At 61.1% G+C, this 24,628-nt stretch carries 22 protein-coding genes and 1 tRNA gene; 11 read left to right on the plus strand and 12 right to left on the minus strand.

The window, feature by feature from the left end; translation table 11 throughout:
- Window positions 1-118 precede the first annotated feature (118 nt).
- Complete coding sequence (locus JNK74_06895; GenBank protein ID MBL7645904.1) at window positions 119-1,717, plus strand: calcineurin-like phosphoesterase C-terminal domain-containing protein; 1,599 nt, start codon at window positions 119-121, stop codon at window positions 1,715-1,717.
- Window positions 1,718-1,869: 152 nt separating this feature from the next.
- A complete protein-coding gene (locus JNK74_06900; protein ID MBL7645905.1) occupies window positions 1,870-2,745 on the plus strand; it encodes an ankyrin repeat domain-containing protein in 876 nt (291 codons plus the stop codon).
- 24 nt (window positions 2,746-2,769) lie between these two features.
- On the opposite strand, the gene JNK74_06905 is transcribed toward JNK74_06900, so the two are convergent.
- From JNK74_06905 to JNK74_06920, 4 genes are all read right to left on the minus strand, one after another.
- Window positions 2,770-3,981: an ABC transporter permease gene (locus JNK74_06905; GenBank protein MBL7645906.1), complete on the minus strand. Its 1,212-nt coding sequence runs from the start codon at window positions 3,979-3,981 to the stop codon at window positions 2,770-2,772.
- A gap of 62 nt (window positions 3,982-4,043) precedes the next feature.
- A complete protein-coding gene (locus tag JNK74_06910) occupies window positions 4,044-5,255 on the minus strand; it encodes an ABC transporter permease (GenBank protein MBL7645907.1) in 1,212 nt (403 codons plus the stop codon).
- Between the two features lie 5 nt (window positions 5,256-5,260).
- Window positions 5,261-5,965: an ABC transporter ATP-binding protein gene (locus JNK74_06915; GenBank protein ID MBL7645908.1), complete on the minus strand. Its 705-nt coding sequence runs from the start codon at window positions 5,963-5,965 to the stop codon at window positions 5,261-5,263.
- A complete protein-coding gene (locus tag JNK74_06920) occupies window positions 5,962-7,299 on the minus strand; it encodes an efflux RND transporter periplasmic adaptor subunit (protein MBL7645909.1) in 1,338 nt (445 codons plus the stop codon). The genes JNK74_06915 and JNK74_06920 overlap by 4 nt, the downstream gene beginning before the upstream one ends.
- A 186-nt stretch (window positions 7,300-7,485) precedes the next feature.
- Between JNK74_06920 and JNK74_06925 the strand changes: the two genes are divergently transcribed.
- A complete protein-coding gene (locus JNK74_06925) occupies window positions 7,486-9,201 on the plus strand; it encodes a TolC family protein (GenBank protein ID MBL7645910.1) in 1,716 nt (571 codons plus the stop codon).
- A gap of 112 nt (window positions 9,202-9,313) precedes the next feature.
- Here the strand turns inward: JNK74_06925 and JNK74_06930 are convergent, their stop codons facing one another.
- From JNK74_06930 to JNK74_06945, 4 genes are all read right to left on the minus strand, one after another.
- Window positions 9,314-9,598, minus strand: a complete 285-nt coding sequence (locus JNK74_06930) for a hypothetical protein (protein ID MBL7645911.1) — start codon at window positions 9,596-9,598, stop codon at window positions 9,314-9,316.
- Window positions 9,599-9,790: 192 nt separating this feature from the next.
- Window positions 9,791-10,588, minus strand: coding sequence for a hypothetical protein (locus tag JNK74_06935; protein MBL7645912.1), 798 nt, complete (start codon window positions 10,586-10,588; stop codon window positions 9,791-9,793).
- Between the two features lie 665 nt (window positions 10,589-11,253).
- Window positions 11,254-11,343: transfer RNA gene (locus tag JNK74_06940), tRNA-Ser, on the minus strand.
- A gap of 141 nt (window positions 11,344-11,484) precedes the next feature.
- Window positions 11,485-13,401 carry a VCBS repeat-containing protein gene (locus JNK74_06945; protein MBL7645913.1) on the minus strand — a complete coding sequence of 639 codons (1,917 nt, stop codon included), beginning with the start codon at window positions 13,399-13,401 and terminating at the stop codon, window positions 11,485-11,487.
- A gap of 197 nt (window positions 13,402-13,598) precedes the next feature.
- Between JNK74_06945 and JNK74_06950 the strand changes: the two genes are divergently transcribed.
- The 3 genes from JNK74_06950 to JNK74_06960 all read left to right on the plus strand — a co-directional run bounded on the left by JNK74_06950 (window position 13,599) and on the right by JNK74_06960 (window position 16,802).
- Entirely contained in the window at window positions 13,599-14,639 is a 1,041-nt protein-coding gene (locus JNK74_06950) for a TetR family transcriptional regulator (GenBank protein MBL7645914.1), read from the plus strand.
- Window positions 14,640-14,676: 37 nt separating this feature from the next.
- Window positions 14,677-15,096: a GreA/GreB family elongation factor gene (locus JNK74_06955; GenBank protein MBL7645915.1), complete on the plus strand. Its 420-nt coding sequence runs from the start codon at window positions 14,677-14,679 to the stop codon at window positions 15,094-15,096.
- 122 nt (window positions 15,097-15,218) lie between these two features.
- Entirely contained in the window at window positions 15,219-16,802 is a 1,584-nt protein-coding gene (locus tag JNK74_06960; GenBank protein MBL7645916.1) for a hypothetical protein, read from the plus strand.
- 97 nt (window positions 16,803-16,899) lie between these two features.
- Here JNK74_06960 and JNK74_06965 read toward each other — a convergent pair whose 3' ends face one another.
- From JNK74_06965 to JNK74_06975, 3 genes are all read right to left on the minus strand, one after another.
- On the minus strand, window positions 16,900-17,685 hold the full coding sequence (locus tag JNK74_06965) for a trypsin-like peptidase domain-containing protein (protein ID MBL7645917.1): 786 nt from the start codon (window positions 17,683-17,685) through the stop codon (window positions 16,900-16,902).
- A 10-nt stretch (window positions 17,686-17,695) separates the two neighbouring features.
- On the minus strand, window positions 17,696-18,694 hold the full coding sequence (locus JNK74_06970; protein ID MBL7645918.1) for an RluA family pseudouridine synthase: 999 nt from the start codon (window positions 18,692-18,694) through the stop codon (window positions 17,696-17,698).
- 101 nt (window positions 18,695-18,795) lie between these two features.
- On the minus strand, window positions 18,796-19,257 hold the full coding sequence (locus JNK74_06975; protein ID MBL7645919.1) for a hypothetical protein: 462 nt from the start codon (window positions 19,255-19,257) through the stop codon (window positions 18,796-18,798).
- 286 nt (window positions 19,258-19,543) lie between these two features.
- On the opposite strand from JNK74_06975, the gene JNK74_06980 reads away from it, so the two are divergent.
- The 3 genes from JNK74_06980 to JNK74_06990 all read left to right on the plus strand — a co-directional run bounded on the left by JNK74_06980 (window position 19,544) and on the right by JNK74_06990 (window position 22,228).
- On the plus strand, window positions 19,544-20,311 hold the full coding sequence (locus JNK74_06980; GenBank protein ID MBL7645920.1) for an ABC transporter ATP-binding protein: 768 nt from the start codon (window positions 19,544-19,546) through the stop codon (window positions 20,309-20,311).
- Complete coding sequence (locus tag JNK74_06985; protein ID MBL7645921.1) at window positions 20,311-21,975, plus strand: hypothetical protein; 1,665 nt, start codon at window positions 20,311-20,313, stop codon at window positions 21,973-21,975. The genes JNK74_06980 and JNK74_06985 overlap by 1 nt, the downstream gene beginning before the upstream one ends.
- A gap of 115 nt (window positions 21,976-22,090) precedes the next feature.
- A complete protein-coding gene (locus tag JNK74_06990; GenBank protein ID MBL7645922.1) occupies window positions 22,091-22,228 on the plus strand; it encodes a hypothetical protein in 138 nt (45 codons plus the stop codon).
- A gap of 365 nt (window positions 22,229-22,593) precedes the next feature.
- On the opposite strand, the gene JNK74_06995 is transcribed toward JNK74_06990, so the two are convergent.
- The gene (locus tag JNK74_06995) at window positions 22,594-22,686 is read right to left on the minus strand and encodes a hypothetical protein (GenBank protein ID MBL7645923.1); all 93 of its coding nucleotides are present in this window, start codon (window positions 22,684-22,686) and stop codon (window positions 22,594-22,596) included.
- A gap of 223 nt (window positions 22,687-22,909) precedes the next feature.
- Here JNK74_06995 and JNK74_07000 point away from each other — a divergent pair, with 223 nt between their 5' ends.
- Together JNK74_07000 and JNK74_07005 are read left to right on the plus strand one after the other, a co-directional pair.
- A complete protein-coding gene (locus tag JNK74_07000) occupies window positions 22,910-24,106 on the plus strand; it encodes an ImmA/IrrE family metallo-endopeptidase (GenBank protein MBL7645924.1) in 1,197 nt (398 codons plus the stop codon).
- Between the two features lie 21 nt (window positions 24,107-24,127).
- Window positions 24,128-24,628 carry a DUF4411 family protein gene (locus tag JNK74_07005; GenBank protein ID MBL7645925.1) on the plus strand — a complete coding sequence of 167 codons (501 nt, stop codon included), beginning with the start codon at window positions 24,128-24,130 and terminating at the stop codon, window positions 24,626-24,628.

Below are 24,628 nucleotides of genomic sequence, written 5' to 3' on the forward strand. Positions count from 1 at the left end.
TGGCGATTGGATGGGGGATGGCGCGCGAACGGCATCGGCTCCGTCGGGTATACTATCTTTTTTGGCGTCCCTGATTCGACACAACCCGGTACGCGCCCTGCGGCGCGGGGAGAATGGCATGTTCCATATTCGCGGCGCGGCGATGGCCGCCATCACACTCGCCCTCTCGACCTCCGGCCTTGCCCAGGAAATGGCCCAGGGCCGCGTCTACCTCGACACCAATCGCAACAACACCCTCGACGCGGGCGAGGCCGGAGTTCCGAACGTCTGCGTGTCCAACGGCGAAGCCGTGGTGAAAACCGACGCCGAGGGTCGCTGGTCCCTTCCCGTGCAGGCGGGCGGCGCCGTGTTTGTCATCAAACCATCGGGCTACACACTTCCCGTGGATCACGCGCAGATACCGAAGCACTACTACCTCCACAATCCCGAGGGCTCACCGCCTCTTGATGCGCCCGGCATCCTCCCCACCGGGCCACTGCCCGCCTCCATCGACTTCGCGCTCTACGAGCACCCGGAGAAGGAACCCTTCAAGGCCCTGTTCTTCGGCGATACCCAGGCCCGTGGGCTGCGCGAGGTGAACTTCGTCACCCACGACGTCGTTGAAGAATGCATCGGCACCGACGCCGTCTTCGGCGTATCGCTGGGAGATATCGTGGCGGATGATCCCGCGCTTTTTTCGGAAATCAGCGAAAGCATCGCCCAGATCGGTATCCCCTGGTACAACGTCTTCGGCAACCACGACAACAACGGCACGGCCACGGAGCACAAGTACTCCGACGACACCTTCGAGCGCTATTTCGGCCCGAGCACCTACGCCTTTGAGTATGGCGAGGTCGCCTTTATTCCCCTCAACAACATCTACTTCCCGCCGGGGGAAAAGGGCTACAAGCCTTCCTTCACCGACCAGCAGGTCGCTTTCGTGAAGAACTATCTCGCCCACGTGCCCAGAGAAAAGCTGGTCGTCCTCATGATGCACGTGCCCATTGCCCGTTGCGGCAAGCGCGACGAAATGCTCGCCCTCCTGGCCGATCGTCCCAACACGTTAACCGTCGCCGCACACGTCCACGAGCAGTTCCACATCTTCATGGACGAATCCATGGGCTGGAAGGGCCCCGAGCCCCACCACCTCTTCATCGCCGCCACGGTGTCGGGCAGTTGGTGGTGCGGCAGTTTCGACGAACGCGGCATCCCCCACGCCACCATGAACGACGGCGCGCCCAACGGCTACTCCATCCTCACCTTCGAGGGCCCGAAGTATTCCATCGAATTCAAGGCCGCCAGCCGCCCGGCCGACTACCAGATGAACATCTACCTCGCGGACGACGTGGCCCAGCCTTCACTCGCCTCTACCGAAGTGCTCGCCAACATCTTTGCGGGCTCCAAGCGCAGCATCGTCGAAATGCGGGTGGGCGCGGATGGCCCCTGGCTCCCCATGGAATACACCGAGGTCATCGATCCCGAGTGCCTCCGTATGCACGAGCAGAGTCCCTTCCTGGACATGGAGAAGGACGGCAGGAAACTCGACACCATCTTCGGCTGGAAAATGGACTACCCCAGCAAATCCCGCCACATGTGGAAGGCCACCCTCCCGGCCGACCTCGCCACCGGCACCCACACCCTCACCGTGCGCACCACCGACCAGTTTGGCCAGACCTACCAGGCCAAACGGGTCTTCCGCGTCCGTACCCAGGAGACCATGCCCGCGCCGGGCGCATGACGCCGGCCCAGGAGATGTCACGCAAAGGCGCGAAGGCGCAAAGGGATGCCCTCCTTATTCCGTAAGCTTCCGTGCCCTTTCGCCGTAAAGAAAGCCACCTGTGTCGCCGCATTTCGCCCCTCCACCGTTGTATACTCAATCGGAGGGCTACCATGATTCCGTTCACACCCCGAACCACCCGAGGCTTTTCCATCCTCGAGCTCATCGCCGTGCTCGCGGTGCTCCTCGTGCTCATGCTCCTCGCCTGGCCTTCAATTCAAGTCCGACGCAGCGCCGTACTCGGGGAGGATCTGCGTCAAGCCATGTTTAGAAAAGACCGCGACGCTGCCCTCCGCTATCTCTCGCTCGGCGCGCCGCCCGACGCCTGGTCCGGCGCTTCCCCCCATTTCTGTATCTACTGCGAGTCCGTCAAGAAGGGGGACCAGGAATTGTTGCGGGGTGCCGTAACCTCTGTCGGCATTGACAACACCAGCATCCGCTTTCACTGCCCGCCGCTGCTGGTCATAGCCCTGGAGCGGCACGACACAGCGATGGTGGACCTTCTGCTGGAACTCGGGGCACCGGTCACCCAGCGATTACAGTGCCGGGAGGACATCTACCCGGAACGCTACGTGCGCCTTTCGCCTCTGGCCGCCGCCATCGAAGTGAATGATAGCGCCATGGTAAATCTCCTCCTCGCACATACCACACCGCAAGACCTTCAAGAACCCGGACACCCGAGCGGCTCCCTGGACAACGATTCCACGTTACTCCACAGCGCGGTCCGCTCCGGCAACCCCGAATGGCTGAAGCTGCTCCTTGAGCGGGGCGTGCCGGTCGATGCCCTGGAGCGCCTGGGTGAAACAGCACTCCACGAAGCCGCACGGCGTGGCAACAAGAAAATGATCGCTATTCTCCTCGCCCATGGCGCCGACCCCAGGGCCAGGGATAACAGCGGCGCAGTTCCTCTCGATAAAGCCCCGCTCCTGCTCCGCGGTGAAATGGCAACGTTGCTGGGCGCAGCGCGCCTGCCCGAAAGGCCGGACTGACAAGCCCGACTATCGCGTCAACCGTTATTCATACCGCAAGGCGTCGATCGGGTTCAGGCGCGCCGCGCGCTGCGCGGGATAGTATCCGAAGAAGATCCCGATTATGGCCGCCGAGGTGATGGACATCACGATGTTTTCCGTCTGTACCACGGGATAGATCTCGGTAAAGAGCGGCAACAGATTCGAGACACCCACCCCCAGAAACACCCCCATAATCCCGCCTATAGTGCTCATCACGATCGCTTCGAAAAGAAACTGCCGCAGGATATCCTTTTCCCGCGCGCCGATGGCTTTTCGTATGCCGATCTCGCGCGTTCGCTCGGTCACGGTCACCAGCATGATGTTCATGATCCCGATACCGCCCACGAGCAGCGATATACTACCGATGCTCGCCAACAACACACTCAGCGTCGTGGTGATAGAGGATAGAAACTTCAGCAACTCGGTCTGATTGGACATACTGAAGTCATTCTCAGCCTGGGGCTCCAGCTTGTGTCGACGCCGTAGCAGTTCCTGTATGTTGCTTTGAATGACATTGAGATCAAATCCCGGCTCGCCCTGGACATCTATTTCGTTCAAATAATCCGTGCCCAGCAGCACCTGGACCGCCGTGGTATAGGGAACGATCACCAGATCATCGGGGTTGTACCACCCCTGATCCCCCTTGGCCGCCGTCACACCGATCACCCGGAAGCTGATGCCGTCCACCTTGATGGTGGCCGTCAGCGGATCGTCCACGCCAATCAAATTCTCCGCCGTCGCCGGGCCGATGATCGCAACCCGCGCGAGGTTGTCCACCTCGCCGTCGGTGAACTGGCGACCCCGCTCCACCTCGTAGTTGCGCGCCTCAAAGTAGGTGTTGGCGGTGCCGACGAGATTCACGTTCGCATTCTGATCGTAGTACTTCACCTGGGACCGGCCCGTCACCACCGGCGCTACCGCGTAAATGCCGGGCACTTCCTTCAGGATTGCGTGGCCATCCGCCGCCGTCAGGCTGCGGTGGGCAATGGATCGAACACCGCCCGGGCCATTCTTCAACGCGGGCCGCACGATCAGCAGGTTGGTGCCCAGCGACTCCAGTTGCTGGATCATGGACGCCCGCGCACCCGCGCCGATGCTCAACATCGCGATGACCGCGCCCACGCCGATGATGATGCCGAGGACCGCAAGAAAGGAGCGCAACTTGTTCCCGAGCAGACTGCGGAAGGCGATGCTGAGCAAGACGAAAATGGGCATGGTTAGTTCCTGAAGATGATGATTGTCCCCCCACGCTCAACTACGCTGCCGCCTTTCAGGTCCTACTCGTACCGCAACGCGTCGATCGGATTCAGCCGCGCCGCACGCCGCGCGGGATAGTACCCGAAAAACACTCCGATGGCCGTTGCAAAGGAGATCGACAGCAGCACGCTCTGCACCTGGACCACCGGATAAATCTCCGCCACGAGGGGCAGAAGACTGGATACGCCTACGCCGACCATCACGCCGATGATCCCGCCGATCGTGCTCATCACGATAGACTCAAACAAAAACTGGCGCATGATGTCGCTCTCCCGCGCGCCGATGGCCTTGCGGATACCGATCTCCCGCGTCCGCTCGGTCACCGTCACCAGCATGATGTTCATGATGCCGATGCCGCCCACCACCAGCGAAATACCGCCGATACTCGCCAGCAGCACACTCAACGTCGTTGTGATCGCCGTCATGAAGGAGAGCATCTCCGCCTGATTGGAAACATTGAAATCGTTCTCGGCCTCCGGCGCCAGCTTGTGCCGTCTTCGGAGCAACTCGATGATCGATGCCTGAATGGCGTTCAAATCCGAACCCGTCTCACCCTGAATGCTGATCTCGTTGAGATAGTCCGTTCCGATGAGCACCTGCATCGCCGTGGTAAAGGGAATAATCACCTGATCGTCCGGGTTGAACCAGCCCTGATCACCCTTTGGGACGGTCACGCCAATCACGCGAAAATTCAACCCGTCCACCTTGATCGTCGACGACAGCGGATCATCCGCACCCAGCAGATTTTTGACCGTGGTGGGGCCGATGATGGCCACCCGCGCAAGATTATCAAGTTCGCCGTCGGTAAACTTGCGGCCCTGCGCCAACTGATAGTTGCGCGCCTCGAAATAGGTGGTGGACGTGCCCACCACGTTGATATTCGCGTTCTCGTCGAAGTACTTCACCTGGGCGCGGCCCTGCACCACCGGCGCCACGGCGTAGATATCCGGCACTTCTTCCAGAATTGCACGGGCGTCTTCCGGCGTCAGGGTCTGCTGCATCACCGACCGCACGCCCCCGGGGCCGCCGCGCTGGCCGGGGCGAACCATGAGCAGGTTCGTGCCCATGCTCTCCAGTCGCGAAACCATGGATTCGCGCGCGCCCGCGCCGATGCTGAGCATGGCGATGACCGCGCCCACGCCGATGATGATGCCCAGCACCGCCAGGAAAGAGCGGAGCTTGTTCGCCAGGAGACTACGTATGGCAACTTTCAGCAGCATGAGGGCTGTCATCTTCGTTAACTCCGCGCGGCGTAGCCCGCAACAACATCGGCCGAAGGCCCGTCGGAAAGTATCGCGCCATCGTGAATACGGATGCAGCGCGGGCATTTAATTGCAATATCGGGCTCGTGCGTCACCACCACGATCGTGCGGCCTTCACGGTTCAGCGCCGCAAACAGCTCCATGATCTCATCGCCCGTGCGGCTGTCCAGGTTGCCCGTGGGCTCGTCCGCCAGCATGAGTGTGGGATCCGTCACGATCGCCCGCGCAATCGCCACGCGTTGGCGCTGGCCGCCCGAGAGCTGGTTGGGCTCGTGGTGCATGCGATCGGCCAGGCCAACGCGCGCCAGGGCCTCCGCCGCGCGGGCGTTCGCATCTTTCACCCCGCCGTACAGGAGCGGTAGGGCCACGTTCTCCTGCGCGGACATGCGCGGCAGCAGGTTGAAGGTCTGAAATACAAAGCTGATGTACTTGTTCCGTATCGCGGCCAGCTCGTCCGGCGAAAGCCCGGCGATGTTGTCGCCCCGGAGCATGTACTGACCGCCATCCGGCTGATCCAGACAGCCCAGGATGTGCATGAGCGTCGATTTGCCGCTGCCCGAGGGCCCCATGATGGCCACCATCTCGCCGGCGTCGATGCCTACGCTTACGCCGTCCAGCGCGCGAATGGTCTGGCCACCCAGCTCGTAGGTCTTGAGTAATTCTCGTGTTTCGATGATCATGTCTTCTTCTTGGGCGCGCCGAAGAGTGACGGCGGGCGCGGTCCGCCGCTGTTCGATTTCTGCCACTCCGAATCATCACCGCCCCGCACCAGCACCACTTCGTCGCCATCCTTCAGCCCGGCTTTGACTTCGATATTGATTCCGTCGCTCGCGCCCGTCTCCACCGGCACCGTCTCCGTCTCGCCGGGGCTGGTCACGCGCGTCACAAACTTTTCCGTGCCCTTGCGCGCGAGCGCGCGAATGGGAACCGTCACCACATTCTCCGCCTCCGCCGTCACAATTTCCACATTCGCCGTCATCTCCGGCTTCAGCACGGTCTTATTCTCGCTCGTCACTTCGATCTTCACTTCAAAGGTAACGACGTTGGCCGTGTTCGTGCCCTTGTTCGCGATGCGCTGCACCGTCCCTTCAAAGGTCTCGCCCGAGTAGGCGTCCACCGTAACCAGTGTCGTCTGGCCCAGAGCCACACTGCCGATATCACTCTCGTCCACTGAAGCGAGCACAAACATGCGCGACAGATCGGAGACGGTCATGACCGCCGTGCCGCCGCCCACGTTGCTGATACCAGAAGAGATAATCTGGCCGATCTGCACGGCGCGCGTTGACACCACGCCGTCGATCGGCGAGAGCACCTTGGTCTCGGTCAAACGCTGCTTCGCCAGCTCCAGCGCGGCCTGATCAGACTGGATTTGCACCTCCGCAAGCTGAATTTCCTGGCGCGTGGCCTCAAGCTGGGCCCGCTGCGCGTCCACCGAGGAAAGCTCTGCCTGGGCGCTGCGCAGGTTCGCCTGGCTCTCCAGCAGCGTCGTGCGCGAGGTCTCCGCCTCTTCCACGCTGATGTGCTTCTGCGCCAGCAATTGCTCGTCGCGCTGGGCCTTCGCCGCCGCGTCCTTCGCCCGGGCCTCGCCGGAAAGCACGCTGGCCTGCGCCCGGGCACCGCTGGCCGCCAGGTCCTTCTCCGCCGCCGTAAGATTGGCCCGCGCCTGGGCGAGGCGCGCCTGCGAGGCCGCATAGGCCGCTTCGGACTGCTGAAGGTTTCGGAGTTGATCCACCGGATCCAGCTCCATGAGCAGGTCACCCTTTGCAACCCGGTCACTCACATCAACGGGTAGACCAATGATTTCACCGCTCGCTTTGCACTTGATCTCCACATCCAGATTCGACACCACCCGCCCCGTACACTCTACGCTCTGGCGTATGGAACCCAGCGTGCTCTGAGCCGTCTCCACGGCTGCCGCGGCCTCTTCCAGCGCGGCGGAGGCGCTCATCTTCCACCAGATTCCACCGCCGCCACCGGCCGCCACCACCAGCCCTATCAAGATCCACTTTTTCATGGGAAAAACACTCCAGTTCGGCTCGCCCGTTTGCCCATACTGTGTACCAGCTCCCAGCCCCCGTTACACCCCGCACCCAGCTCGCCATTCATAATGCTCCCCGCCCTGTAACGTTCCCCCCGCGGCCGTGCACAGTCCTGTCAGCCGCGCCGCACTTTGGACCCGCCCGGCAACAGGACAACAATCATGAAATCCCACCCCTGCAGCATTGCTATCGCAAGCATGTTTTTCCTTTGCGCCTGCGCCACCCAGCAGACCACGTCGTGGAACGCACAGAGCGTTGCCCCGCCTCCCTGGCCCCAGACTGAAACCACGCCCGCCGTCGAGCCCGCACCACCCGCGACACCAGTCGAACCCGAAACGGCGGCTACCGACACCCCGCGCATTGCCCGGCCACTCTCCCTGAGCGATGCCGTGGTCATCGCCTTTGAGAACAACCGCACCATCGCTGTCGCCGACCTCGACCCGAGCATTACCTCCACCACCATACAAGAGGCCCGCGCCGAATTCGACCCGATGCTGTCCGCCTCCCTGCGCTATGGCCAGAACACCAACCGCACCACGACCAGCGGCTCCGCCACCTCCACATCGGGGGGCGCGAATATCGACACGAGCGACGGCACCTCCGTGGGCGAGATCCTTTCCGCCGCGCAAACGATTCAGGCCTTTGCCAATCGCAACAACGAAGTTACCACCACAGCGCGCTCCAACCAGACCTCGGGGGGCGCGGCCCTCTCGCAATACTTCGCCACCGGCACCACGGTCACCGCCTCGACGGACTACACCGGCGCCAGCAATGACCCCGCTAACGATCTTTACAGCGGCGGGTGGAGCGTGGAACTGCGCCAGGCCCTCCTCCAGGGCCGGGGGCGCGACATCAACCTTATCACCGTGCGCCAGGCGGAGAATGACGTGGCCAGCAGCGTCCATGGCCTCCGCCAGCAGGTCATCAGCACCGTGCGCGATGTGGAGCTGACCTACTGGGATCTCGCCCTGGCCCGGGAAGTTCTGAAAATAAACGAGGTCGCCGTGGCCCTGGCCGACGAACAGATGCGCCTCAATCAGGACCTGCTCAATGCGGGCCGCGCCGTGGAAGCGGACGTACTCTCCGCCAAAGCCGAGCGCGCCACGCGCCAGGCCGACCTCTCCGACGCCCAGGCCCAGATCGAAGATCGCAATCTCGCCCTCATCCGACTGCTCAACCCCGATCAGCCCGACCAGTGGCAACTCGTTTTCGAGCCCGAGCCCGCCCCCGAACCCGCGCCCGTCGACGCCGATGCCGAGTCCAGTGTCGCCCTCGCCATGGACTACCGACCTGAACTCGCCCAGGCGCGACTCGGTCTGGCCAACGCGGAACTCGGCACACGCCGCGCCCGCAATGACCTCCTGCCCCGCGTGGACCTCGTGGCCACGGTCGGCGGCGGAGCCGATGGCGATCACGGCAGCGAGGCCTGGAATATGTTTGAAGCGGGTCGTGATGAATCCTACGGCATCGGCATCGAAGTGGAGACCGCCCTCTACCGCCGCGCCGAGAAGGCCCGCCTCCTCCGCAGTGAACTCCAGCAGACCCAGAGTGAACGCCAGATTGCCGACACCGAACAGGCCATTGAAACCGCCGTGCGACAGGCCGTCGTCGAACTCCGCCGCAACTGGGACCGCCTCGGATCAACCCGCGAGGCCGTCACCGCGCGCACCAGCGAACTCGAAACCGCCCAGAGCCGCTACGCCAGCGGACGCTCCACCAACCTCGACGTCCTCCTCGTGCAGCGCGACCTCATCCAGGCCCAGATCGACGAAGTCGCCGCCCGCGTAGGCTGCGCACAGGCCCTCACGGGACTCTACGCCGCCGAAGGCACCCTGCTCGAACGGCGCGGAATTGTCGTGGAGACGGAGGAAGAGTAGGCTGTAGGCTTCAGGCTTCAGGCTTCAGGTTTCAGGCTGTCGGCTGTTGAGACCCCTTCGCACGACCCATACGACCCATACGACCCATAAGACCCATAAGACCCATCGCCCCCTACTTCCGGCGTTCGCTGTCCCGCTTCACCTGCCCCAGCGTACCCCGGCCCCGCTGCACCGCAGCATGATAAAACCACGGTCCAAGAATCGCCGCAAGCACGCCCGCCACGAGCGCGACATACATGTAACCCGAGATAGTCTCCCCGTCCCAGTCTCGATAGTATCGACGCGGCATATTGACCATCATCAATACAAACGTGGCCCCAAACAACCCGATGCGCACCACAACATCGGCAATAAGATGCGCCCAGAAATCCTCCCGGCGCGAAAACTGATTTCTCAACGTACTCTCTCCCACCCGTCGATTGGTTCAGGTTGATTCCCCCTCCCTTACACCATTCCCCCACGCTCTATTCACCTCCTCCATTCACTATTCCCAACTCACTATTCTCTATTCAAAAAAGCGCCCCCGCAACACCGAAAGCATTGCGGGGGCGAACAACAAACACATGACGATGTGCCGTCAAGCGCGATATCAGGAACTCTTCTTACGAAGCTTGCGGGCGAGGCCGATCAGGCCCATGCCCAGCAGACCAAGGGGTGCGGCAGCGGGAATCGGGACGACGGCGCCGGCTTCCAAGTTGCCGTTAATTACTATGTTGCTGATTGTGTACGGACCGGTGCTGACGTAGTTGGACATCGTGTCCCCGTAGATAAAATTGAAGCCGTACCCACCATTCTTAGGAGCACCGGTGCCGCCCCACGCAGTACCCGGATTTGGATTGTCAATCTTCCAACCTCCGGCCACCAATGAGGCATAGGAAATTTGGTTTCCGCCGAAGAGCCCTGTTAACCACGATGTGTCGCCGTTTGACTCATGAACGTAATAGCTCATATCGGAGAAATTGACTGCAACAGTCTCTCCATTGGAAAGATAGCCTCGACCGTCCGGGTACAGAATTGGGTCGTAAGTCAGCAAATTGTTCAAGGGCGCGTTGGATGGCTCATTCGCAATTACGGCCCAGCGACGATCTGCTGGGTTCGCGGCACCATTAGTAATCCAGATGTTCATGTAGGGCATCCACGCCCCGCCGACGTTAGTGGCCACGAACGAAACTGACTGCAAATCAGCGAAGGTCATCCCGTCGAAGTACGACGTTCCATAGCCGGCTTTGTCACCTGTGCTGGGTGTATTGAAGGAGACACCGTTCTGCCCAAGCAACTCTGTTGCCGTGCCACCACCTCGGATTCCAAACTCTTCAAAATCAATCACGGCCGCTTGCGCCGTCCCGCCGACCAACAGGGCCAACCCCAAAACTAAGCTTTTCTTCATTCCTCATTCCCTTTCGTTAGTGTTTGTACTTCCTCTTCACACACGACGCTCCAGGACTTGAGACCTCCTTTGGGGTTCGGAGGAACCCCGACCCGTGCACGCTTGTTGCCCGGTCGGATCTCAAGGGAATCGAGGGAGATAAAACGGGGACCTTAGCCACCATCGAGGAATGCACCGACATGGAACTCCCCGAGCTGAGTTGGATGGGCGAGACCGACCTGGAACCCGGATAGCGCACACCCAATACAGTACTGCCTTGACTATTTCCCGCCGTCATCTCTCCCAATACACCCTCATCATCTGCAAGATTTATTCCGAAATCGTCGGTTTTGACAGATTTATGGCACCCCCAGGTGGCCCATGCCGAGAAGCAGTTGTGATGCAACGACTTAGATTGGAAGATAATTTTCGCCCCGCTCCGCGGCGCGACGGGCCGGACCGATTTCGAATTCAAGTGTCATATATATAATACACGCACCTAAGTTTTAGTGTTTATATATTTGTCATGATTGAACAAGGATTTCGGAGCGACACCTCGGGAGCGAGGATGGAGAATTCGCTGTATTCATCGAGGGGTCAACAGTGTACCGCCGCCAACGTATGGGCAACGTGGCAAGTTCAGGTGATCTGGAGGAAGGAAGGAGCAGGGGGCGGGAAGAGACAAATGGCGGAGAGGCAGGGATTCGAACCCTGGTTACGGTTGCCCGTAAAACGGCTTTCGAGGCCGCCGCCTTCAACCACTCGGCCACCTCTCCGCGCTGGGAGCCGGAAGTGTAGCAAATGCCGCCCGCGCGATGCGAATTTAGGCTTTAGACTGTAGGCTGCAGGCTACGGGGAAGCCGGGCCTTTCTGGAATATCCGTCCTATCGGTCGAATCCGTCCTATTGAGCCCCACCCTACTCCTTCGGCTTCTCCAGGTAGTAGAAAAAGCCGTCTTCAGCACCAATCAGCAGCTCCGGCTTGCCGTCTTTGTTCCAGTCCACGAGCGTGGGGCAGGTGTCGTGGCCCGCAAGAAGCTGGATATCGACCTCACCCTCGTTCTTGAACTGGAACTCGCCTTTCTTCTCGGCGATATTGCGCATGAAGTCGATATTCTTGCTGTTGATCAGGATATCCACATCTCCGTCGCCATCCCAATCGCCCATGGTGAACTTGCGGCGTCCGCTGCCGCCCGCGTTCTTCTCGTTCAGGCGCAGGGGCTGACCCTTCTCATCCTTGAAGATCCGCTTTGGCGCAAGCAGCACCAGCCCCCCCTCCGTCTTCGCGCGCTCGAAAAAGGCCAGGTAGCCTTCCTGATCGAGCATGGAGAGATCGGGCAAACCGTCTCCGTTCAGATCTTTCACGATGGGGCTCGTGCGCCACTGGGTTACCAGATTCTTGCCTTCGGGGGTCCACCAGTACCAGGCGGGCTTGGGTGCGGGGCCCTCCCACTCCACCGTGATCGCCTGGGCCGCCGCCAGCACCGCTTTCTCCTGCGTGCCCGTGTTTTTCAGCCACTCCACCTTGCCCCAGATGGAGTTGTACACGATGTCCAGCAGGCCGTCCCCGTCCCAGTCGGCCACGTTCAACACGGTATAGCCCCACTTGGCCTCTGCGGGACCCTGGATCGATCCGTTGGGACCCGCCTGAATGCGAAAGAGCGCGCCACCGGCCTCCAGGTAGACCGGCTTGGCCCATTTGGGATCCGTGCCGCCGCTGAGATTTTCCACGAAGTTGATGTAGCCCGCCGTATCGCCCGCGATGATGTCCTCGTCGCCGTCGTTGTCCCAATCTACGCTGAAGGGCGTCACCAGCGCGCCCACCTTCACGTTTTCGGCCTCCTGCTGGAAATAACGCGGCGGCGTGAAGGTCGGTAGACCGTTCTTTTTCTCACCGATGCCCAGCAGCATCACCACGCGGCCGTCTTCCTTGCCCACGATGATGTCCGGGTTGCTGTCGCGGTTCCAGTCGAAGACCACCACCTGAAGCATCTCCAGATCGAGGTGGAGCGTTTCACCCTTCAGCTCGATAAAGCGCCCCTCGCCATACACGGGCGCCGTCCGCGTGCCCGTGTTCTCAAAATAGGTGAGCCGGTCCAGAAACTCGCCACAGAGCAGATCAAGATCGCCGTCCTTGTCGAAATCCACGAAGTTCGGTGACGGCGTGCCAAAGACATCCAGCGCCTTGCCACCCGCCTGAACCTGCATCGCCTCGGCATAGGACGGGGCCTCGTTGGTGCCCGTATTCTTCATCACGTACACATGGCCGTGAAGGGGGCCCTTGGTCCACTCGCCCTTCTCGTTGAAAGCGTTGTCCCATCCATAATCCGTCCAGTCACCCACGCCCACCACGAGATCCCGGACACCGTCGCCGTCATAATCGCAAAACTTCCACTGCTTGCCGCGCGTCGCGCGAAAGGTCGGTTCGTAGGGAATCGGCACCGGCTCCTGAAAATAAGTTTTCTTGAAATTGGGATAATAAATCCCCGGCTCCGTCATGAAGACTTCATCGCCCTCGTAGGAAGGTGTAATGTCGTGCTTCGCCCCGTCCAGCCGCACCGCCGGTTTGAAGATGGGCCAGTCGATATTCCCCTGCGTATTTTCGAAGAAGTAAATGCCGTTGTAGGGTTTGTCGGCGCTTGCGCAGAGGAGGTCGTAATCGCCGTCCCCATCGAAGTCCATGGGGAAAGGCGAGCCCCACAGGCCCACACCCAGATCGACCACCAGCCCGGGGTTGTTGTACGGGATGCGCCGCAGCTTGGAGCCCTCGGTCAGGGGAAGGGAAAAAGCGGCACCGGCGAGGACGGCGGCGAAGAGGAACGTGGCAATGCGCATGGGGGATCCTTTCGTGAAACAGACTCGCCCTATCTTACGGGATGGCGGCCCGCGTTACCAGTGGATGATCCGAGCGATCAGACGGATCGGTCCGATCGGTCCGATCGGTCTGATGCCCCCTTGACTTTCCCGATAGACCGACGTAGAATGAACATAGACTCATTTAGTGAACACAAATTCACTTCAGGTTCATCGCCATGGCCCAACCAAGACGCATCCACGAAATCCTCGATGCCGCCGAGCATCATTTTCAGTCCAAGGGCTTCGCCCAGACCACCATGGACGATGTGGCCCGAGAGGCGGGCGTTTCCGTCGGAACGCTGTACAACAGCTTTCAGGGCAAGGAAGATCTCTATGCTCAGGTGGCGGAGCGCATCGGAGACGCGGTCATCGAGCGCCTCACCTCTTTTGTCAACGTAACCAAGCCCGAAGAGGCCGTACTGGATGTGATCCGCCTTCGGCTCTACAACCACACCCGGGATCGCCTCTTTTTTCAGCCCTTTTCCTTCCCCAGCTACCTTGGCATCGAGCCCCGGCCGGAGCAACTGGGTCCGAAGGTCAACAAGCTCCACCGGCGCTATGTGGACTTTGTGGAGCAGCTTTTCGATCGCTACTGCAAGGGCGCGGCGCGCCCGCGAAGCTCCACCGTGAAAATGGCGGTCTACCTCGACGGCCTTGTCACGTCCTTCATGGGCTATTGGAGTGGCAACGTCCAGGCCGATTCCATCGCGAAGGCCGCCCGGGAAATGCGCGACATGCTCTTCCGCTCGCTGGAGGGCTCCGCCTCGGATCTCCACACCGGGCACACCGACGGCGTTGCGGAGTATCGCGCCACCTGCGTGAACCAGTATGACCTGGATCGCCTGAAAGAGCTGATCGCCGTTGTCCGCGTTTTCGGCCGCAAGGAGTGGCAGGACAATGCCGACGCACTGGATCGCGAATTGACGGAAGCCCGGGTCATCTCACCCCGCGAGGTGCCCGCCGACGTGGTCACCATGAACTCCCGGGTACGCATACGGGACCGTAAGAGTGGGGCCGATCAGGTCGTCGTGCTCGTGTTCCCCCGGGATCTCCATGCCCACCCGACCAACGTCTGCATTCTCGATCCCATCGGCCTGGGTCTTTTCGGGCGCCGCACCGGCGATGTCTACGAAGTGCGCAACAAGCGCGGCGAGACCCTGTACCAGGTCGAAGAAATTCTCTACCAGCCCGAAGCCGCGGGCGACTTCCACATTTAACCCCGTCACGCCAATTCGCGTGCAAGGAGGTACCCCCATGACCAAAAACATCTGGACCACCGCGACCGACATGGCCCGACTGCGCGCCTGCATTGAAGCCCTCGGCCCCCAGGCCGATCGTCGCGACCGCCCCCACCTCGACGAACTCGAGCAGGAACTCGATCGCGCCAGGATAATCAAGAACCCGAAAAGGACCCCCGCAGACGTCGTCACCATGCGCTCCGTAGTCGCGCTGGAAAACCTCACCACGGGCCGCGCCCTTTCCTGCGCTCTGGTCTATCCCGAAGAAGGTGAGGCGGAATCCAATCAGATTTCCGTGCTCGCGCCCCTCGGCACCGCCATGCTCGGCCAGCGCGTGGGGCGCACCTTCAAAGTGCGCCTGCCCAAAGGCACCGCCGAGTTTCGCGTCTCGGCCATCGAATACCAGCCCGAGGCCGCAGGGGATTTTGATCGCTGAACGCCCGGACCCGCCCGCCCGAGATATGCCGAGGGGGGCCGCGCCTCGCACCTGCGGGCCTGAATTCGCTATGCTTCCCGCCTGTGGTGCCGGTTCATCACCCCACACCAAGAGGAGATTCCATGCGATTTGTTGCCCTGTTGCTCGTGCTCGCCGCGAACACGATTGCCGCCGATAGCCCCGTACACGTTCAGGCCCACCGCGGTGGACTTCGGGAAGTCCCGGAGAATACCCTTGCCGCCTTTCAGCACGCGTGGGCGCTGGGGGCCGCACCCGAGATCGATATCCGCACCACGAGCGACGGCATCATCATCTGCCTCCACGACGAGACCCTGAAGCGCACCACCAGCGCCACGCTCAACGCCGACACCCCCGTCAGCCAGTTGACCCTTGCGGAGGTGCAGGAACCCGACGCGGGCGCCTGGTTCGACCCGAAATTCGCGGGCGAAAAAGTGCCTGAGCTCCGCAGCGTGCTGGAGATCCTCCGCGATCACAAGAACTATGAGGTCTACCTCGACCTGAAATCCGTCGATCTGCAGCGCCTGGCCGCCCTCATCAAGGAGTATGGTGTGGCGAAACAGATCATTTTTGCCCACAACAAAGCCGAGTCCTGCCGCGAAATCAAAGCGGCCGTGCCCGATCTCCGCGCCGGCGTCTGGATTGGCGGCACCGCCAACGATATCTACACGAAGTTTCAGAAGCTCGCCAGCGAGGACTTCGCCGGTCTCGATCTGGTCCAGCTCCACTTGAATACCGAAGCCTCGGGAGACTGGCCCTATGCCCTCTCCCGGGCCCAGCTCCATCAGGCCGTGGCCCTCACCCAGGCCGCGGGTATCGAACTGGAAGTACTGCCCGAACACTTTACCTGTGACGAACTGGGCGAACTCCTGGCCATGAACATCCGCTGGTACGCCACCGACGAACCCAGAAAATTCAAGGACTGTCTCGACGCGCTCAATGCGAAAGAATTCCTGGCCAATGGCGTCACCGCCCACCGGGGGGACTCCGGTGCATTCCCCGAAAACACCCTCCCGGCCATCGAAAGCGCCTTGAAACTCGGCGCGGACTGGATTGAAATCGATGTCCAGCGATCGAAGGACGGCGCCCTCGTGGTCATCCACGACGAAAGCACCGGACGCACCGGCAATCGCGATATCCCCGTGGCATCCACCACCCTCCAGGAACTTCGCGCCGTGGACGTGGCCGCCGCGTTCCGCAAAGATAAAGGCCTCGATGAAACCACGTGCCCGCCCGAACCCATGCCCACGCTGCGCCAGGTGCTGATGCGCATCATCCGCCAGGAAAAAACCCGCCTCTCCATTCAGCCCAAGGCCGACGTGGTGGACGAGGCCATCGCCCTGATCAAGGAAGTGAACGCCCAGGACTGGGTGGGCTTCAACGACGGCGACCTGGCAAAGATGAAGCGCGTGAAAGAGCTCGCCCCCGAAATCCCCGTGTTCTGGGACCGCCCCGCCGACTTCCCGGCAGCACAGGACATCGCCACGGCGAAGGAACTGGGCTTCGAGTCCATCGTGGTCAATGCCGCCGGAGCCAGCCGGGAAATCATTGCCGCCATTATCGCCGCCGGCCTCGAATCCGGCGCGTGGACGGTAAACGATGAAAGCGAAATGAAGCGCCTGCGGGACCTCGGCGTCAAGAGAATCTACACCGATTTTCCCGGCGCGCTGTTGGGAATCAAGAATTGAGAGTAGTGAACGACGAATGAAATCACGCACGCAACGTGGCGCGAATGGAAAATGGCGAGTCACCACCCGGTGACTCGCCATTTCCAATTCGTAATTCTCAATTCTCTTTGTACGCCGGCACCTGCTTCGCCACCTCCAGCACGTCCGCACCGGAAATCACCACGCTCGCCATATTGCTCTCGTATTCATCGGCCACGCCCATGCCATTCTGGGAGTTGGTCTTGAGCATTTTGGTCACATTGATACCGAGGCATTCGCCGGTAACTACGAAGACGGGCGCTCCGTGGCCCGCGTACTCGCCCACGAAGTAGGTCATTCGCGGCTTGTCCAGCACGGCATCAATTCGCAGCAACTGGGCCGTGGAAACGCGGTTGGCCACCTTGCCCAGCCGGTTCATCACGATGACCGGGTCAAAGGCCTTGGCCTGGGCGCCCGCCGCGAGATCCGTAAAGGGGCGTGGCTCCGCCGGCTTCTTCACCGGTCGGAGGAAGGCCAAATCCAGATCGCGGTCGCGAAGCACGATCTCCGCGTCTTCCTCTGCTTCGCCCCGGCGCACTTTCAGCGATGTAATCTCCGTCTTGCTGTCGAAGCCCTCTTCGCTGTTGGCATATTCTTCCATGAGCACCGAAGGATCCACGACCATGAGCGAGGTCACCATCAAGCCCTCGGGCGAGATAACGGTCGCGGTAATATCCTGCGTGTATTCGTTCACATCCGACCCGCCGTCGTACGAGTAGGTCTCTTTCAGCGCGACCTTGACCGTCACCACCGCGGCATCGTTCTTGGCTACCGCGCCGCGCATGGCCTCGGCCAGGTCATCGGCGGGGACCGCCAGACAGAAAGGAAGAGCGAGCAGGGCAGCGACAATGCTAATAGATTTCATGAAATTTCCCTCAGGGTTCCGTTACGTTTCGGGGCGCTCCCTGCGCCGCCGCATGCGATCTCAAGGCGTCCAGCGCCCGCTGGAAATCCTGCGGGGGCGGCACACTGAAAGTCAACCGTTCGCCCGTGACCGGGTGGGTCACGCCGAGCCGCTCCGCGTGGAGCGCCTGGCCGATCAGCCCGTCGAGCGCCGCTCGGGTTTCATCGCTGATGGGCCAACTCTTGTACTCCCGCTCGCCATAGACCGGGTCGCCCAGCACGGGCCGGCCCGCAAAGCGCATGTGCACGCGGATCTGGTGGGTACGCCCCGTCTCCAGTTGCAACCCGACGATCGACGCGATTCCGAAGCGCTCCAGCACCTCAAAATTGGTTACCGCTTCCTTCGCGCGAATACCCGTCACCGCCATGCGGCTGCGATCACTCAGGCTGCGGCCGATATTGGCGTTGATGCGGCCCCTATCCTCCTGAAACTCGCCCCGCACCAGGCACAAGTAGCGTCGGTCAAAGGTGTGGGCCGCGGCCTGCGCCGCCAGATGCCGGAAGGACCGCTCGTTCTTCGCCACCACCATGACGCCCGAAGTATCCCGGTCAAGGCGGTGCACGATGCCCGGACGGCCCATGTCGTCGCCCGCGCGCTGAAAATCCTTGCACCGAAACAGCACCGCGTTTACCAGCGTGCCGCTGTGGTGCCCTGGCGCGGGGTGGACCACCATGCCCGGCGCCTTGTTGACCATGATCAGCTCGCTGTCTTCGTAGAGAATATCCAGCGGAATATCTTCCGGCTCCGGCCACGCCGAAGGGGACGGCGGCAAGTCCACCGTTACCACTTCATCCAGCGCCATCGTCCGACTCGGCTTCGTGCAGACATGCTCGTTCACCTTGACGAGCTCGTCCTTAATTAGCTTCTTGATATAGGAGCGCGATGAGTCCTCTAGCGCCTCCGCAAGAAATACGTCAAGCCGAAGACCGACGTGCTCCTCCTCCACTGTAATTTCTATCAACTCATTCAAAGTAATCGCTGCTTTCGTAAGTTCCGTGACAAAAGTTTCGTGCGCCCCTGCAAGATCGGTCCGATCCGTCTGATCGGTCCGAAGCTACAGACTCCCCGCCTTCATCCTTCATGAATATCTCGAAAATGCATCACCGCCGCCATGAAATCATCGCCCAGAAACTGGGGCAGATAGTCCCCCGCTTCTTCCGCCTCCACCCGCGCGGCCACGTCTGTAATCGCCTTCGCCAGCAAATCCACCATGGCACACCACAGGTCATAATTCGCGCGCCAGAAGGACGTGTCCGCCTCCAGCAGGGCCACCAGCAGGTCGCCCTCGTGGGCGCCCGCCTTCAAGAAGGGGTCGCCCATCATCCGCGCGATGGCCGCTGGCACCGTGAAGCGCAGGCTCACCCGCCACTGGATGAGTTGCATCAGTTCTGCGGGTGTCAATCGCCGCACTGGCTTCGTCACCAGTCCATGGGCATGGCGCGGCGCGTCAAACTCCTCGGGATCAAACGACCAGCCCTCCTCCTCCAGCTCGGCCAGAGATCGGGAAGCATCAAAAGAAATGGGGGGTACCATGGAAAAGCCTGCTCCGCTCAAGGTGGGCCGCCAGCGCAACTCCAGAGCGCCAGCGTGCCCTATCATACCACGCCGGACCCCACGAATGCCGGAATCGACCCACACGGCCCACACGGCCCACACGACCCACACGACCCATAAGACCCATAAGACCCATAAGACCCATAAGACCCATAAGACCCATAAGACCCATAAGACCCATAAGACCCATTCCACCGCCCGGCCGAACTCTGCTATGATCACCCCGCATCGCGGCGGCAGCCCCATCCCGCGCAACGGAGACACGATGGACTACAGCATCGAGACCTACGGCCTCAGAAAAGTCTATGAGGGCGTCACCGCCGTGCGCGGCCTCGATCTCAAAGTGGAGAAGGGCTGTTTCTTCGGCTTCCTCGGCCCCAACGGCGCGGGCAAATCCACCACCATCAAGATGCTCACCGGCATCATCGCGCCCACCGAGGGCGACGCGCGCCTCCTGGGTATTCCCCTGCGCCGCCAGCCCCTCCAGATCAAACGCCGCATCGGCGTGGTACCGGAAGACCTCTGCCTCTTCGAAAACCTCACCGCCCGGGAGTACCTCGCCTTCGTCGGCCGCATGTACAAGCTCCCCCGCGAAGTGGTGCTCCAGCGCATGGACGAGTTACTGGGCCTGCTCAACCTGGCCGAGGCCAACAAGACTCTGATCCTCGAATACTCCCACGGCATGAAGAAGAAAATCTCCCTGGCTGCCGCCCTCATCCACGATCCCGACCTCCTCTTTCTGGACGAGCCTTTCGAGGGCATCGACGCCGTCGCTTCGCGCACCATCAAGGACGTGCTCCAGCAAATGGTGAACCAGGGCCGCACCATCTTCCTCACTTCCCACATCCTGGCCATCGTGGAACAGCTCTGCACCCATATCGGCATCATCCACAAAGGCGAGCTGATCCTCCAGGGCTCTCTGGCCGAAGTCGCCCAAGGCGAGTCCCTCGAAAACCGCTTTGTCGAAATCGTCGGGCGCAGCCAGGCCGAGTCTGGCGGACTCTCCTGGCTCGGTGGCGGACGGAACGGCTGATGCGCTACCTCCAGGCCCTGGCCATACTTCAGTTTCACCTCATGCGCCATAGCGTCACCGGCGGCAAGCTTGTGGCCTATTTCGTCATCGGTGTCCTCGGCACCGGGGCGCTTTTCTTCGCCGGAGGCCTCGCCTGGCTCTTCCACTATCTCGGAGCGACCTGGTTCCCACGACAGCCCCCCGAGTTGGCCCTCGTCGCCCTGAACCTTCTCCTCCTGATCTATCTCGTCGGCTGGTTTTGGGGACTCGCCATGGAGGTGCAGCGCTCCGATCTCATCGATGTTCGGAAGATGCTCTACTTCCCCGTACCCATTGCTGTCATCAATGCCATCAACTTCATCCTCTCCCTTTTCGGCATCACCTCGTTGCTCTATGTGGCCGCCGCCCTCGGCCTGTTGACCGGCGTCTATTCCAGCACCGGTGGTGGGCTGATCGCGGGCTTGGGCGCGGCCGCCGCCTTCTTCTTCACCGCCGCGGCCTGGGCCTGGTGCCTCCGCGGCCTCATGACGGTCTGGATGGAGAACAAACGTCGGCGGCGCCTGATCATGAGCATTCTCCCGCTCTTTTTCATGGCGGGCGGCTTCATGCCCATGATCCTATCCAATACCCTGGGCCAGAGCGGCGCCAGCGACTCCACCGTGCGCCGCCTCCTCGAGCCCGATCAGTTCGTGTGGGTCGAACGCTTTTCCGCCATCACCCCAACCGGATGGGCGGCCCTCGCCCTGAACCGCGTCATCACCGGCGAAGGCCCCTTCTTCCTCCCCCTGATTGCCCTCGTCGCCCTGGGCGGCATCGGCTACTACCTGGGCCACCGCCTGACGCTCCGCTATTGCTTCGCCGCCGGAAACACCGCCGGGCCCCGCACCGTCGGTGGAAAACCCCTCAAAGCCCCCTTGACGGCCCGGCGAATCCCGGGTTTAGGCGACGAGACCGCCGCCCTCGCCCTGGCCGCATTCCTCAGCTTTACACGCCACCCCCAGATGCGTACCCTCCTCCTGGCCCCCCTCGGCATGATTATCCTGCTCGCCATCGCCAATAGCCGTTCCCTCTTCTTCGGACAGGAGCTCGGGCTGCCCGTCATCGTCATCATGTGGCCCTTCTTCATGTTCAGCGCTTTCTTCTTCAACCTGTTCGGCATGGACGCCCGCGGATTCCGCGCCATCATGATGCTCCCCATCGCGCGCCACCGCGTCCTCCTGGCCTACCACCTCGCCCTGCTGCCCCTCGCCGGTGGCATGGGCCTCCTCTTCGCCCTCCTGGCCGCATGGTACTTCTCCCTCGACCCCCAGACCGTCGCCGTATGCCTGCTGCAGGTCGCCCAGCTCTTCCTCCTCTTTACCCTCGCGGGCAGCTTCGTCTCCATCTACGCCCCCTTCGCCATGAGCCGCAACATGATGCGCGGCCAGCACTCCCGTTCCCTTCTCGTCGGCATTCTCATGCCCTTCATTGTCGCCATCCTCGTCCTCCCCTCCTCGGCCTGCCTCCTCATCGACGGCATCGCCAACCGCTGGGGCTTCGCCGACTTCCCGGCCGGACTCACCCTCTCCGTGGCCTTTATCCTCCTCACCCTCGTCGCTTACCCCTTCGCCCTGCGGCACGCCGGCGACCTCCTCCTCCTGCGCGAACAACGCATCCTCGCCAATCTGCAGAAAACCGCCGAATAACCTCCGCCACGCCCACGCCCACGCCCATGCCCACGCCCATAAGACCCATGCCAAAATTCATGGTATAATTCCAGCGGACTGCACACGGCGTGCAATTCCAGAAAGCGAGTACACCATGAGCCACTCACGCGACAAAGGCAAACACGAAAACAAAAAGAAGCCCGCTCACACCCTCAAGGAAAAGCGGAAAATAAAACACGAGAAAAAGGTGCCCCACCCCCAGGAGGTCGTGGCCAACATTCAGTCGCACTGAGCGACACACTGTCGACCCATCCCCGGCCCCGATCGATCGGAGTCCCCCTGCCTGACCTGACGTAGCAATGTCGCACAGCAGGCCTGAGGTGAGGTGGGCTTTTTTGTTTTTTCCACCCGCGCCCGATTCCTTTTCCTCGCGGTCGCTCGATAATTCAAGGCACCCTGGGGACGTACCGCCGCACGGGCACGAAACCAGGGGATGAAAAGCGAAGGGCAAAACAAGCCCCTCGAAGCCGTCATGGGCAAGCCCTACCCAGTGCCAGTCAGTGTGGCCCACATCCCGGCCTGACGTTGTCTGAACCCGAACGAGTACCTTGCAAATTGAATATCCAATATTCAATTTGCAAGGCGGGTACCTGAACTTCACCCCTCCGCGATCCACTTCGCGGCGTCCTTCGCCCAGTAGGTCAATATCATTTTCGCGCCGGCGCGCTCGATGGACAGCAAAGACTCCATGGCGGCTTTGCGCTCGTCGATCCAGCCGTTTGCCCCGGCGGGGACACCGTGGGTCGTCAACCCCGCAGATGTTGCGGTAAAATAGCCACTCCGATACACTATAAAGCAGACGCCAGTGAAACTTCGTGTCTTCGGTCGTGGAAATGGCTGTCGGCGTGCTGAAGACTAAGGGTAAACGTGAGTCTGAAGGTTTGCAGGGAAAGTTTCGTATGGGGATTGGTAAGTGCCTGGCGTAAACCCAGAAATACTCCGATGGGCAAGGGAAAGCGCGGGATTGGACGCGGAAAGCGCCGCCCGGAAGATCGCCCTGAATCCCGCAAGGGGACTGTCGGGGCAAGAGCGACTCGCGCAGCTCGAGTCCGGCGCGGAGCGCCCTTCTCGCAAGCAGCTCGTAGAGATGGCGAAGCATTACCACCGTCCGCTATTGACCTTCTACTTGCCGGCCCCGCCCCGCCGCGGGGATCGTGGCGAAGACTTTCGTTCACTGTCGGCTGCTCAGCCCAGAACCGACGACGCTATTCTAGACGCCCTACTTCGTGACATTCGAGCGCGGCAAGGTATCGTTCGAGCCATGCTGGAAGCCGAGGAAGAGGCGGCACATCTTCCTTTTGTCGGTTCGGTGAAACTCTCGGACGGGGTCGATGCCGTCGCTTCGTCTATAGCGCGCACTATTAATTTTTCCCTCGACCGATTTCGACAGGCGCCGTCACCCCAGGCCGCTTTTTCCATATTGCGAGACGCGGCGGAAGAAGCCGGTGTTTTTGTTCTCCTCAAGAATGACCTCGGGAGCCACCATACAAGTATCGACGTCCAGGTTTTTCGAGGCTTTGCGTTGGCCGATCCAATTGCGCCAATCGTGGTGGTCAATGGTCAAGATGCAAAGACTGCGTTGTCCTTCACGCTACTTCACGAGTTGACGCACCTTTGGCTCGGACGTAGCGGCGTCAGCGGAACCGATTCCGAAACTGCAATCGAACAATTCTCCAATGACGTTGCAAGTGAGATACTCCTGCCAAAAGGGGAGCTTGGCCACTTGCACCTCAACACACAAATTACGCTGGAAGAGTTGGCGACAATCATCACGTCCTTCGCCAGAGGTAGAAACCTCAGCAGTTCCATGGTCGCCTATAAACTTCTGCGTACTAACGCTATTTCCACCTCCCGTTGGCGGGAGCTATCGGGCTACTTCCGTAATTGTTGGCTCGCCGAGCAACGAAAGAGACGAGAGCGCGACAAAGAAAAGGAGGGCGGCCCGGATGCCAACAGGGTCGCGCGATATCGGCTCGGAAACCGCCTAATCAGGCTAACGGGACGGATGGTGCGTTCGGGGGCGCTCTCTACTTCAAAGGCCGGAATCCTTCTCGGAGTCAAGGGCAAGCGAGTCGAAGCCATCCTGCGCGCGGGCGGCGGAGAGTCATAGCACGGAACCTGGGGGCGACTGATGCTTTACCTTATCGATGCGAACGTCCTTATCGACGCGAACCGAGATTACTACCCGCTCAGCCGAATACCCGAGTTTTGGGAGTGGTTGCTGTACATGGGGAGGACAGGAAACATCAAGATCCCGCGCGAAATCTTGGAAGAAGTGACGGGGGACACTGCCGGACTTCCGAATTGGCTGCGACGACCAGAATCAAAGGAAGCGCTTCTGCTCGAGGAGGAGGCCGACCCCGTTTTTGTTTCTCGCGTGGTCTACGAAGGTTACGCAACGGACCTTACGGAAGACGAGATCGAAAAACTGGGCCGCGACCCCTTCCTCATTGCGTATGGGCTCGTTGATCCAGCCTGTCGATGTGTTGTCACCACGGAAAGCTCGAAGCCTTCGAAGTTGCGCGCCAACCGTCACATACCCGATGTTTGCAGAAGTCTTGGGGTCTCTTGTTGCAACACGTTCAACATGTTGCACGAACTCGATTTCCGAACAGACTGGGGTGATCTCTAA

It is taken from the genome of Candidatus Hydrogenedentota bacterium (genome assembly GCA_016791475.1).
GTDB lineage: Bacteria > Hydrogenedentota > Hydrogenedentia > Hydrogenedentales > JAEUWI01 > JAEUWI01.